The 13,794-nt window shown below is 29.0% G+C and carries 9 protein-coding genes; 8 read left to right on the top strand and 1 reads right to left on the bottom strand.

Annotation, left to right across the window (positions count from 1 at the left end):
* Positions 1-344 precede the first annotated feature (344 nt).
* The 3 genes from GPX08_RS16425 (at position 345) to GPX08_RS16415 (ending at position 6,091) form a co-directional block, all read left to right on the top strand.
* Positions 345-3,593, top strand: coding sequence for an AAA family ATPase (locus GPX08_RS16425; RefSeq protein ID WP_156627892.1), 3,249 nt, complete (start codon positions 345-347; stop codon positions 3,591-3,593).
* 213 nt (positions 3,594-3,806) lie between these two features.
* Positions 3,807-5,798, top strand: a complete 1,992-nt coding sequence (ligA, locus tag GPX08_RS16420; protein WP_156627891.1) for an NAD-dependent DNA ligase LigA — start codon at positions 3,807-3,809, stop codon at positions 5,796-5,798.
* A 5-nt stretch (positions 5,799-5,803) separates the two neighbouring features.
* Entirely contained in the window at positions 5,804-6,091 is a 288-nt protein-coding gene (locus GPX08_RS16415) for a hypothetical protein (RefSeq protein WP_156627890.1), read from the top strand.
* A gap of 158 nt (positions 6,092-6,249) precedes the next feature.
* Here the strand turns inward: GPX08_RS16415 and GPX08_RS16410 are convergent, their stop codons facing one another.
* Positions 6,250-7,332 (bottom strand): ATPase, encoded by a 1,083-nt coding sequence (locus tag GPX08_RS16410; protein WP_156627889.1) that lies wholly within the window; start codon positions 7,330-7,332, stop codon positions 6,250-6,252.
* A 385-nt stretch (positions 7,333-7,717) separates the two neighbouring features.
* Between GPX08_RS16410 and GPX08_RS16405 the strand changes: the two genes are divergently transcribed.
* The 5 genes from GPX08_RS16405 to GPX08_RS16385 all read left to right on the top strand — a co-directional run bounded on the left by GPX08_RS16405 (position 7,718) and on the right by GPX08_RS16385 (position 13,780).
* On the top strand, positions 7,718-8,539 hold the full coding sequence (locus GPX08_RS16405; RefSeq protein ID WP_156627888.1) for a transporter substrate-binding domain-containing protein: 822 nt from the start codon (positions 7,718-7,720) through the stop codon (positions 8,537-8,539).
* 135 nt (positions 8,540-8,674) lie between these two features.
* Positions 8,675-9,322, top strand: coding sequence for an ABC transporter permease subunit (locus tag GPX08_RS16400; RefSeq protein WP_156627992.1), 648 nt, complete (start codon positions 8,675-8,677; stop codon positions 9,320-9,322).
* The gene (locus tag GPX08_RS16395; RefSeq protein WP_156627887.1) at positions 9,309-10,031 is read left to right on the top strand and encodes an ATP-binding cassette domain-containing protein; all 723 of its coding nucleotides are present in this window, start codon (positions 9,309-9,311) and stop codon (positions 10,029-10,031) included. The genes GPX08_RS16400 and GPX08_RS16395 overlap by 14 nt, the downstream gene beginning before the upstream one ends.
* A 199-nt stretch (positions 10,032-10,230) precedes the next feature.
* A complete protein-coding gene (locus GPX08_RS16390) occupies positions 10,231-12,138 on the top strand; it encodes a sel1 repeat family protein (protein WP_156627886.1) in 1,908 nt (635 codons plus the stop codon).
* A gap of 343 nt (positions 12,139-12,481) precedes the next feature.
* Positions 12,482-13,780: a transporter gene (locus tag GPX08_RS16385; protein WP_156627885.1), complete on the top strand. Its 1,299-nt coding sequence runs from the start codon at positions 12,482-12,484 to the stop codon at positions 13,778-13,780.
* The last annotated feature ends 14 nt before the right edge of the window (positions 13,781-13,794 follow it).

Genomic DNA, 13,794 nt, shown 5'->3' with positions numbered 1-13,794 from the left:
AAAAATCTATGAACATTAAAAGTGAATTATTTAATTCAAAAAATTGTTTTACTTAATATTATGTAATAGAGGCTTTTAGGCAAGAATATATAGGGTATCTATGATATAATATGTTAGTATATATTCTAAATTAATTATCCATATAATTGTTTTATTAGAAAATTAAAAGTTAATAATCTTATTTAAGTAAAACATTAATATTGAAAGTGAATATAATATTTAGTTTTTTACATAAGTTGTTGAAATAATAGTATTACTTAAATACTATTAATATAAAATATAATTAAATGAAATGTAGGATATTTATTATAACTTATATAATAAGAAAGGAGTCTGTAAGCTAGATGGATTTAAAAGAGTTACTTAACAAAGAACAATATGATGGAGCGACTACTGTTGAGGGCCAAGTTTTAATATTAGCAGGGGCTGGCTCGGGAAAAACAAGAGTATTGACATATAGAATGGCACATATGATCGAGGATTTAGGAATACTTCCTTATAAAATATTAGCTATTACATTTACTAATAAGGCTGCTAAGGAAATGAAGGATAGAGTTAAAGCCTTAATTGGTGAAAGAGCAGAAGATATGTGGATTTCTACATTCCACTCTACTTGTGTAAGAATTCTTAGAAGAGAAATTGAGAAACTTGGATATAAAAAGAGCTTTACTATTTATGACTCATCAGATCAAAAGACGTTAGTAAAGGAATGTATAAAAGCATTAAATATAAATGATAAGGATATTAGTGAACAAGAAATAATAAGTAAAATAAGTAAGGCTAAGGACAATATGATAAGCCCTGCAAGCTTTATGAGAGAAAATGAAAGCAATTTTAGAGAGAAGAAGATTGCTGAAGCTTATGAATTATATCAAAAGAGACTTAAGGAAAACAATGCATTAGACTTCGATGACTTAATTTCTAAAACAGTAGAATTATTTAAGAAGGATAAGGAAACCTTAGAGTTTTACCAAAGAAAGTTCCAATATATCATGGTAGATGAGTATCAAGATACTAATAAGGTTCAATATGAATTTGTAAGATTACTTGCTGATAAACATAAGAATATTTGTGTTGTTGGTGATGATGATCAATGTTTACTTGAAGGTACATTAATTGAAACTGAAAAAGGTAAAGTAAAGATAGAAGATTTAAAAGAAAATGATGAAGTTAAGGTTGCATCTGGAAAGGGTGAAACTAAACTTTTAACAATAAATAATATCTCAAAAAGAGAGTACTCTGGAACTATTATAAAGATTGTAACAGAAGACGGAGATATTATAAAATCTACCCCTAATCATGTAGTATTTTCTAGATTAACATTTAATAAAGATAATTTTGTTGTTTATTTAATGCATAAAGAAGGTCTTGGATATAGGGTAGGAAAAGTTATAGTTGATAGTAGCGTTGAAGAAAATTACACGAATATTTTAAGAAAAGAAATGCTTAAGGAAAAAGCAGATAAATTATGGGTCCTTAAAACTTGTGCTTCATTAAGTGATGGGATTTATTATGAAGAGCTTTATTCAATTAAGTATGGAGTTCCCAAGTTTTCATTTAACTCAAATATGAGTAATAGTGTATTAAGTGAAGAAAGAATAAACTCTCTTTATACTAGGCTAAATACTTTTGAGTCTGCTGAAAAGTTAATGGAGGAAAGATATTTATATTCAGATTATCCTCATTATATTAGTTTAGAAAATAAGAAGGATAATGAAGAAAAAAGAAATATTAATGTAAACTTCTTTGCTGGAGATTCATTAACAAGTAAAGGTGTTTACTCTCATAGCGTAGCTATTAATTCTTTAAATGAAGAAAGTATAATCCAAGAAGAAAATAAATATGACGAAGTTGAACACTTTGCTATGAAATTATCATTAGAGAAAAATTTAGATATTATAAGAAAAGCCAAATTAACTAAGGAAAATGAGTTTAGATTTATGCCAGTAGGTAGCTTAAAAGTAGGAATGACTATTGCTATTTTTAAGGATGGCAAGATAGTTGAAGGGAAAATAGTTGAAAAAGAAAGAGAAGAATATAGTGGATATGTATATGACTTAAATGTTGATCATGCAAGAAACTATATAGCTAATAATGTAGTTGTCCATAACTGTATTTATCAATGGAGAGGTGCAGATATTAGAAATATCTTAGACTTTGAAAAGGACTATCCTAATGCTAAGGTTATAAAACTTGAGCAGAATTATCGTTCTAAAGGAAATATATTAGATGCAGCTAATGTTGTAATAGTTAATAATGCTAATAGAAAAAGCAAAGCTTTAAGAACAGAACAAGAAGCTGGAAATAAGATAAAGGTTTATAGAGCTTATTCAGATGCAGACGAAGGAAACTTTGTTGCAACTCAAATAAGAAAGATTAAGAGTGCAGAAAAGAAAGATTATAAAGATTTTGCAATTTTATATAGAACTAATGCTCAATCACGTATTTTTGAAGAAAGTTTAAGAAGAAATGATATTCCATATAAGATTTTAGGTGGAACAAGATTCTATGATAGAAAAGAAATAAAAGATATGCTTTCATATTTAAAGGTATTAGTAAATCCTAATGATAGCATAAGCTTAAAGAGAATAATAAATGTTCCTAAAAGAGGTATAGGTGATGCTACTGTAGGTAAAGTTACTGATTTTGCAGAAAGTTATGAATTACATTTATGGGATGCATTAAGTACAGTTAGAAATATTCCTACATTAACAGCTAGAAATTGTGGTGGAATAGAAAACTTCATGGAAATGATGGAAAAGTTCATTGAGATGAGTGAAGTACTACCTGTTTCTAATTTGATAGAAATGATATTAAAGGAAACTGGATATATTTCAGAGCTTGAAAAATCAAATGAAATAGAAGATAAGAGTAGAATTGAAAACTTAAAGGAATTAGTTTCAGATGCTGTTGATTTTGAAAGAAGTAGCGAAGATACTACATTATCAGCATATTTAGAAAAAGTTTCATTAGTTCAAGATACAGATAAGCTTGATGAAGATGCAGACACAATTGTTCTAATGACTGTTCATAGTGCTAAAGGATTAGAGTTCCCAGTAGTATTTATGGTAGGTATGGAAAATGGAATATTCCCAGGAACAGCATCCTTTGATAGTGAAGCTGAAATGGAAGAGTCAAGAAGACTATGCTATGTTGGAATAACTAGAGCTAAGGAACAATTATTTATGACTTCAGCAGAAGTTAGAAGACAATTTGGAAGAACTGTTGCTTATCCACAATCTGATTTTATTAATGAAATAAAATCAGATCTTAAGGAATATGTTTCAGGTGAATCACTAACTTCAAGGACAGAAAATAGAAGCAGTATGTTCCAAGCAAGAAATAACTATAATAATCCTCATAGTCTAAGAAATAGCTCTAATACTATGCAAAAACCTAAGGTGCAAAGAAATCAAAGCACAGTATCTAGTGATGAAATTACTATAGGAAGAAAAGTTAAACATAATAAGTTTGGTGTAGGTACAGTAGTATCTGTTACAAATGCAGGAAGTGATAAGAAGGTAACTATAGCTTTTGATAATCAAGGGATAAAGATACTTCTATTATCAGTAGCTAATTTAGAACTAGTATAGGAGTGCTGGAGCATAATGAAATAATGAAGAGTGCTACGCACGATGAAGAATGAAAAATGAAGAATGTAGAATTAAGGATAAAACTCCCAAGGAGTTCTTGAAATTTAATCATTTTTGTAATTCCCAAGGAATTACTTCCTTAATTTTTCATTTTTAATTCTTAATTTTTAATTTAAAAGGTAGAAAGTACCTTTTACAGCGAGGTGTTTATAAGTGGATAAAAAGAAAAGAATCGAAGAATTAGTAGAAGAATTAAATAAATATGCTTATGAATATTATTCTTTAGATAACCCTTCAGTTTCAGATAAAGAGTATGATGAAAAATACTATGAGCTTAAGGCTCTTGAAGAGGAAACAAATTATGTTCTTCCATACTCTCCTACATTAAGAGTTGGAGATAGAGTGTTAGAAGGTTTTACTAAATATGCTCATAAAGCAAGGCTATGGAGCTTAGATAAGGCTCAAAGTTTTGAAGAATTAAGAGATTGGCATAATAGAAATTTAAAGTTTATTAATGAAATGAATTTAAGGGGAGAAAATCTTCCTAGTCCTAGATATGTTTTAACTAAGAAATTTGATGGATTAACTATTAACTTAACTTATGATGTTAATGGTGTATTAGTTGCAGCAGCTACTAGAGGTAACGGAGAAGTTGGTGAAGAAGTTTCAGCTCAAGTTAAGACTATAAAATCAATTCCTCTTAAGATAAGTAATGAAGATGTTTTTGAAGTACATGGTGAAGCCATAATGACTACGGAAGCCTTTGAAAATTATAATAAGAATTCAGATGTACCACTTAAAAATTTAAGAAATGGTGCAGCTGGAGCTTTAAGAAACTTAAACTTAAAGGAAACAGCTAAAAGAAATTTATCAGCCTTTTTCTATGATGTGGGATATAAGGAAGGAAGACCTTTTAGAAATTATGAAGAAATGTTAGACTTCATAAAATCTAAGGGTTTGCCAATGGATGATTATGTTAAGTATTGTACTAATTTAGAAGAAATTCAAAAAGAAATTGCTTATATAAATGACATAAGATTTGAGTTGAATTATGATATTGATGGAGTAGTAATTGCAATAGATGATATAAGAACTAGAGAACTTATGGGTTATACAGTGAAGTTCCCAAAATGGGCAATTGCTTATAAGTTTGAAGCTCAAGAAGCTACTACTAAATTATTAGATGTTGAATGGAATGTTGGTAGAAGTGGTAGAGTAGGTCCTACTGCAATTTTAGAGCCTGTAGAACTTGCAGGAGTAACAGTAAAAAGAGCTACATTAAATAATATAGATGATATTAGAAGAAAAGGTGTAAGACTTGGAGCAGACGTATTTGTTAGAAGATCTAATGATGTTATTCCTGAGATTATGGGAGTAGTTAATGAATCTTTAGAAGGTACTGAAGAAATATTAGTTCCAGAATTATGTCCAGCATGTGGAGCTCACTTAGTACAAAATGGTGTTCATTATTTCTGTGAAAATACTTTATCATGTAAACCACAAATGGTTAAGACTATAGTTCATTTTGCTTCAAGAGATGCTATGAATATTGAAGGTTTCTCTGAAAAAACAGCTGAACAATTATTTGAAAGATTAGAAATTAAGTCTATTGCTGATTTATATAAGTTAAATAAAGAAGAATTATTAACTTTAGATAAGTTTGGACCTAAGAAAGCACAAAATCTTTTAGATGCAGTTGAAAGAAGTAAGGAATGTGAGTTATATAGATTTATATATGCCTTAGGAATACCTAATGTTGGAGTAAAGACTGCAAAAGATTTAGTTAATAGATTTAAATCTCTAGAAGGATTAAAGAATGCAAAGTTTGAAGAATTAGTTTCTGTTCAAGATGTTGGTGATATAGTTGCACAATGTGTACTTGGATTCTTTAGTGAAGAAAAATCTATTAGAACTATAGATGAATTACTAAGCCTTGGAGTAAGTCCAAGATATGAAGAAAAGGAAGTAATAGCTAGTGTCTTTGAAGGAAAAACTGTAGTAGTTACAGGTACTTTAGAAAAGTATTCTAGAGGAGAAATCAAGGAAAAGCTAGAATTATTAGGAGCTAAGGTATCAGGAAGTGTTAGTAAGAAAACTGATTATGTTATTGCAGGAGCAGAGGCTGGATCAAAATTAACTAAGGCCATTGATCTTGGAGTTAAGGTATTAAGTGAAGAGGAATTTGAAGGTCTAATAAAGGAGTAATGGAAATGAAGAAATTTGGATTAAAGGATTGGCTTACATTAATATGCACTTTATCAGCTATAGTAACTAGTGCAATAATAGTTCTGACCTTTTTAACAACATATCATTTCATGAATAGTATGCAAATATTTAATTCCTATCAACCATTGCAAATAGGATTAAGTATAACTATGGCTTTATGGGCAATAAGATTTTCTTTATATAAAGTAGGAAAAGAAAAATATATATATTCATCAATTTGTTTAGTAATATCAGTAGTATCAATGATATTTACGCTAAACATGGTTAAGTAACAAATATGAATAATGTATAAGTAAAAATAAAACTTCTAAGGAGTTTTTAAAAATAAATAAATAAATAAATAAATAAATAAATAAATAAATAAATAAATAAATAAAGCTCAGCAGTTGTAAGAAGTTAGATTTGTTCTTACATCAGCTGAGTTTGTTTTTTATATATATTTTTCTAGTTTTTGAATTACGTCATTATAAACACTATCTAATATAGTGAAATCTAATGTCTTAATATAATGGCTTTCTAAGTCGTCATGTATTCTATGAGCTTCAGATATTAAAAAGAGAGCCTTATTAACTAATTCATTAAAATGATCTTTATCATATTCAATTTCAGATTTATTATTTAAGAGTACAGATGAATTACAAAAATCTTCGATATTATAAGTCTTTCCTTTAAATGTACTTTGACTTATTTCATTTTCAGTAACTATTGATGTAGATATTTCAGGTATTAAAATATGCTCTAATCTATCTGGATTAAAAGGATCATGTAAATATTCAACGAAGTAGCCCTTTTTTTGAGCAAGTCTTCCTAATTCTTTTAGGATTTTAGTTTTGCTAAAGCCAGGACCTCCTTTTAAAATAAAAGTATGCTTATAATCAGAAACTAAGTCCTTTGCAAAGGTGATGATTCCACTAGGTGTAAAGGCCGTTGCAAATAAATGTCTTTCATCACCGAATCCAGATTTCTGCTTATTAAAAACTTCTTCTTTAAGGCTTTCGCATATAGTAATAAACTTACTATAATCTAAAGCTTTAGAATTTAGTCTACTCCAATCTTCATGAATAGGCTTTGCAGCAGCAAGGAATTTATAAGCTCTCTGGAAGTTATTGCTTATTTCTTTGTAGATGGAAATTAATTCGTTTTTATTTAAAGAAAGAGCATCATTATTTAAGGCAATTCCCATATTTATAATTTCATCAACAGCACCAGGATAAATAGGATCTACCATATGAGGTGAAGTACCATCTAAAAGTGCTATCTTAAGGTCAGGGACTACTACTCCATCTAAAGAGTTACTATCAGAAGAACAATGATGATATTCTACAGAGTAACCTTTATCTAAGAAATTAGCAGCGACCCTTTTCATTAAATGAGACTTGCCAGTACCAGGACCTCCCTTTAGACATAAAACTCTATTAGCAGTCTCTTTATTTATTATAAAATTATAAAAGGAATGAAAGCCCCTATAAGTATTTCCACCTAGAAATAGATGTCTTTCTTTTTTTTGTGTCAAAAAATATCACTCCTAATTATTACTGTTATAAACTTCCAATATTAATATATGTATATTTAGTAATTTTGGTACTGAAATATTATTTTATATTAATGCATAAAATTGAATAATATATTAATAAAATATGCATATTCAAAGTTTCGACAGAATAATAAGGCGGTTTTATATAAATTTATTCAAAAACAGAGTATATGTAGTCTATTTCTTATGAGTTTTTACATAGTTTTACATAAGTCCTACTGCATAAAATTATAATATTTCTATAAAAAAATTATAATTATGAAATTTTTAAAAATAATTTATAAAAAAGTATTGCATAAAAATTAGTTTATGGTGTATAATTATGCTATCGCAAAGGACAGTAGAAATAAGGGGGATTTTTAATATGAAAAAAGGAATGTTAAAAAAGATATTTGCTATAGCTACAATTGGAGTAATGAGTTTAGGATTAATTAGCTGTGGTAAGAAAGATGTAGACAAGCTATCACAAATAAAAGAAAATGGGAAATTAGTAGTTGGATTAAGTGCCGATTATGCACCATATGAATTCCATATTATAAATGAAGAAGGAAAAGATGAAATAGTTGGATTCGATGTTGATATAGCTAAAGAAATAGCTAAGGATATGGGAGTTGAATTAGAAATTCAAGATATGGATTTTGATTCTTTAGTTGCTGGAGTTTCAGCAGGTAAAATAGATTTAGCAATTTCAGGTATGACTCCTGATGAGGAAAGAAAGAAATCAGTTGATTTCTCAGATATATATTATGTTGCAGAACATGGCTTCTTAGTTAAAGCTGAAAATAAGGACAAGTATAAGACTTTTGAAGATTTAAAAGGACAAAAGGTTGGAGCCCAAATGGGAGCTATTCAAGCTGATATAGCTGAAGAAAACATACCAGAAGTTGATCTTCAATTATTATCAAATGTTAATGACTTAGTATTAAGCTTAAAAACTGGAAAGATTGAAGCTTTAGTAGTTGAATTACCAGTTGCTGAAATGATAGTTAAGAACAATCCAGAATTAGTAGTTGGAGGAGAAAAGGCAAAAGATACTGAAGGTGGTTCAGCAATAGCAATGCAAAAAGAACAACAAGCGTTATTAGATTCAGTAAATGGAACAATTAAGAAAATTAAAGATGAAAAATTATTAGATCAATTTATTGTAGATGCTAATGCATTAGCAGAAAAGCAAACTGAAAATTAAAAAATAATATTTTGAACTAACTCAGGTCTTCTGAGTTAGTCCTTAATTTTTAAATAAGTTTGATTTATTAATTTTTTACATTATAGATAAGGGGTGTAGGCTTTGACTTTAGATTTTAGTTTTTTATCTGAATATATGCCATATTTTTTTGATGGTGTTAAATGGACATTATTAATTTCATTAATCAGTGTAATCTGTGGAGTTCTTCTTGGATCTATTTTAACTTTTATGAAAAGATCTAAGTTTACAATATTTAAGATTAATCCATTAAAAGTAATAGCAACTATTTATATTGAAATAATAAGAGGAACACCAATGCTTCTTCAAATTATGATAGTTTATTATGCTTTTGATGAATTACTTGGAATAAACATGCAACCACTCCCGGCTGGTATTATAGCAGTTTCTTTAAATTCAGCAGCTTATGTTTCTGAAATAATAAGAGCTGGTATAGATGCTGTTGATAAGGGACAATATGAAGCAGCTAGAAGTTTAGGTATGAGTCAGTTTATGGCTATGAAGCTTATAATAATGCCACAAGCAATTAGTAATATATTACCTGCAATAGGTAATGAATTTGTTACTATAATCAAGGAATCTTCAATGGCATCTGTAATTGGTGTTGGTGAAATTATGTATGCAGCTAAAGTTATTAGAGGAAAGACTTTCAGAGGATTTGAACCTTTAATAGTTGCAGCAGTATTCTATTTTGTAATTACATTTACACTTGGAAGACTTATGAATTACATTGAAAGGAGAATGAAGGCCGGTGATAAACGTTAAGAATTTACATAAATATTTTGGCAGTAACGAAGTATTAAAAGGAATAAATGAAAATATTAAAAAAGGTGAAGTTGTAGTTGTTATAGGACCTTCAGGCTCAGGGAAAAGCACTTTTTTAAGATGCTTAAACTTATTAGAAGTACCAACAGATGGAGAAATAATTTTCGAAGATAAAAATATAACAGATAAAAACACTGATATTAATGAAATAAGAGAAAAGATGGGAATGGTATTCCAACAATTCAACCTATTTCCACATAAGACAGTTTTAAATAACCTAACTATTGCACCTATTAATGTAAAAAACAAATCTAAGGCAGAAGCTGAAGAAAAGGCAATGGACTTATTAAAAAAAGTAGGATTAGTAGATAAGGCAAATGCCTATCCAGCATCATTATCTGGTGGACAAAAGCAAAGAATTGCAATTGCTAGAGCACTAGCTATGGAACCGGATGTTATGTTGTTCGATGAACCTACTTCAGCATTAGATCCAGAAATGGTTGGAGAAGTTTTAAATGTTATGAAGGATCTTGCAAAAGAAGGAATGACTATGGTAGTAGTTACTCATGAAATGGGCTTTGCAAGAGAAGTTGGAGATAGAATATTATTTATGGATGGTGGAAATATAGTAGAACAAGGAACACCTGAAGAAATATTCGATAATCCTAAGAATCCAAGAACAAAAGACTTCTTATCTAAAGTACTTTAGTGGAATTAAAATTGAAGAATTAAGAATGTAAAATTTAGGAGAAAACTCAGCTTAGGCTGAGTTTTTTTAGTTACTATGATTATATTTGAAATAAACATCATGTTAAATGTTAATTGGTAACATCTTCGATGTTACTCTGGTTCTAATAAGTTTAAAGATAAATAAAATAGTAATAAGAAATTTAAGGGGGCAGACAGTTATGAAATATAGCTATGATTTTTTATTACTAGAATTTAAGGATGTTTATTATATTATAAATAAGGTATTTGAAGAGGAAGAAATAAGAGCTGTTAATTCAAATTTAGTTAAGTTTATAAAAGAGATAATTATTAAGGCTCACTTAAATAATAAAATTTTTTATAATAGTGAAAATTCCTTTAGCAAGAATTTAGAAATTCTATATAAAAAAAATATAATTCCATATGACTTAATGAGATATATATCAAGCTACATTGAGGATTTATATTACTACAAGAAAATACTTAATGCTAAGATAAAAGAAGCTATGGATTATAGAGAAAAGATAATAAATGAGGACATAATTTATAATGCTTGTGTTTGGCTTGCTGTAAGTTCTGGAGAAGAAGATTATTCTTTGTTTATAAATAATTTAAATAATGATGAAAAAATAGTTTTTAATAAGTACTTAAATAATAATGATGGTAATTTTAAGTATGACTATATTGATGATGAAGAATCAGAAGCAGATATAAATACGGAAGATATAAGTAAAGAGGATATTGAAGATAGAGAATCTAAGGATGGATTGAGTTTTTTAGATTTTGATGATATAGAAGATAATCCTTTAGAGGATAGTTTAGAGGATGAAGAAATATCCTCAGAAGAATACTTATTAACAGGTGAATTATATTATTTAGGGAAAAATGTGGATAAAGATTATAATAAAGCAAAAGAGTATTTTGAAAAAGCTGCAAAAGAAGGGAATGAACATGCTGAAAGTTATCTAGGTCTGTTTTATGAAAAGGGATATGGTGGAGAGAAGAATATGGAAAAAGCCTTGTATTGGTACAAGAAGGCTGCACTTAAAGGAAATATATTTTCACAGTATTCTTTAGGATATATTTATTATGAAGGTAAAGATGTAGAGAAAAATAGTCAGTATTCTTTTAAGTGGTATATGGAAGCAGCAGAAAGTGGTTTTGCTCCTGCTCAATATGCCTTATCTTATCTTTATAAGAATGGAGAAGGTTGTGAGAAAAGTAATTTCAAGGCTTATTATTGGCTTGAGGAGTCAGCAGATAATGATTTTGAAGATTCTTTCTATATATTAGGACAATCCTATTTAGAAGGTAAAGAAATAGAATTAGATTATAAAAAAGCATATCTTTATTTTTCTAAAGGAGCTTCTAAAAAAGATAAGAATTGCTTAGAAGGCCTTGGAGACATGTATTATTGGGGATTGTATGTAAAAGAAGATAAAAAGAAGGCCTTTGAATTTTATAATGAAAGTATAGTAGAAGGAAATGGTGGGCTGTACTATAAATTAGGAAATCTTTATGAAGAAAGTAATGATATAAAAATGGCCTTAATGAATTACTATAAAGGTTGTGCAAATGGAGATTTAAAGTCAGTTCAAAGACTTGGAATTATGTATTACTATGGAGAAGGAGTAAGGGAAGATAAGGATAAGGGATTTGAATACTTAAGTATTGCTGCGGATAGTGAAGATCCTCATAGCTTATATTTAATAGGAAATGCTTACTTAGAGGAAGATAAAGAAGAAGGATTAGAATACTTAAAGTCAGCGTATAGGAAGGGGTCAGTTTATGCAGCAGAAGCTCTAGTTAATGAAGGTATGAAGAACTTTCTAAATAATGAGGAGTATAAAGAACTAGATATTCTAAGCTATGTAAATAAGATTTTGGATGGCAACCTTAATTCAGGATACTATTATTATGCTTTATTATTCCACTATGGTATAGGTGTAGAAAAAAATGATGAAACAGCCTTTATGAATATGCTTAAAGGTGCAAAAAGAGGATGCAGGGAAGCTATGGAAAAATTAATAGAATGGTACACTGAAGGAATTTTTGTAAATAAGAACATTGACTTAGCTGATAAATGGAGTAGGAAGCTTTTTGAATAGATAATGATAGTTTGTAAATTGAAATGAGTTGTCATATGGCAGCTCATTAGTTATTAATATGATATATATTATGACAAGATTTGGAGGAGTGAAAAGGTTACTAATATATTTAAAAAGGTTATGAGGAAGAAACCACAGAATTATAGAGAATTTGTTAAAAAGAATATGAAATTTTGATTATAAAATGATAAAATATTTCATTATTTTCAATAGTGAAAAAAACTTTTTGAAAAAATTGAAAAAATATTTCAAAAAGTATTGATGTAAATGTTATCAAGTGGTATTATTAATTCATGGAAATAATAATATAATAATCCAAATTAAAAATGGGAGGTAGTTCATAATGGACGGAGTTTTCAATGTACAAGTTATTTTAATTTTATTGGTATTTGCATTATTTATAGGACTTATGATGGCGAAAAAGATACCTACTTTACTGGCTTTACCATTACTTGGTGTAATAATAGCTGTAATAGCAGGTGTTCCATTTAAGACGCCGTTAGAAGAAGGCGGACAAACTATAATGGGGTATGTAATAGGGGCAGGATCAGCAAGATTAGCAAGTACGATGATAGCAGCTATATTTGGTGCTATGTTTGCTAAGGTAATTCAAAAACAAGGTATTTCTGATTCTATAATTAGAAAGGCAGCGGAATTAGCAGGGGATAAACCTTTTGCTATTGCAGTTGTATTAACTTTAGCAACAGCTATAATTTTCTCAGCTATAGGTGGAGCTGGACCAGTAATTATGGTTTCAACTATTGTTATTCCGTTAATGTTATCAGCAGGAATTAGTGCAAAGGTTGCAGCAGGATTAGTTTTAATGGGAATAAGTCTTGGGGGACTATTTAATGTATCCAACTACCAATTCTATGTTGATACAATAGGAATGAGTATGGATGTTGTAAAATCTTCTTCATTAATTTTAGGAATTATATCATTAGTAGTAACTGTTTTATACATAATAATTAACGTAAACAAGAAAAGTGTTAGAAGTTCTTGGGCTATGCCGTCTGAAGAAACTTCAACTAAAAAGAATAATGTTAATATATTAGCATTACTCTCACCATTAGTACCAATTTTATTAGTTTACTTATTTAAGTTAAGTGCTGAAGTAGCACTACTTACTGCAACTATATTTGCAATAGTAGTAACAAAGCCTAAACAAATTATACAAATCACTACTAGCTCTCTAGTAGAAGGAATTCAAGATGTAGCTGGAGTAATAGGTTTAATGATGGGGATAGGTATCCTATTAAATGGAGTATCTTCACAAGCTGCAGTTGCGTTAATGCAACCATTAATTTCAGCTGTACTTCCAACATCACCAATTCCTTACATAATTATATTTACTATAGGAGCTCCTTTAGCTTTATATAGAGGACCATTGAATATGTATGGCTTAGGATCAGGGATTGCAAATGTTATGTTAGCAGCAGGAACTTTAAGTCCAGCGGCTATAGGTATGGCATTAAGATCTACTGGTGTAGTACAAGGTGTATCAGATCCTACTAATACGCAAAATGTTATAGTTGCAGATTTTGCAAAAGTAGATGTAAATTCAGTATTGAAATCTACACTTCCTTATACAGTGTTAATAACATTTGTATCTTTAATTTATACGGCGTTTGTGTTGTTCTAGGATGAAATATAATG

The organism is Clostridium tertium, assembly GCF_902652255.1.
In the GTDB taxonomy this organism is placed as follows: domain Bacteria; phylum Bacillota; class Clostridia; order Clostridiales; family Clostridiaceae; genus Clostridium; species Clostridium tertium_A.
The sequence above is the reverse complement of the archived record's forward strand: the minus strand, read 5'-3'. Positions and strand labels throughout refer to the sequence as shown.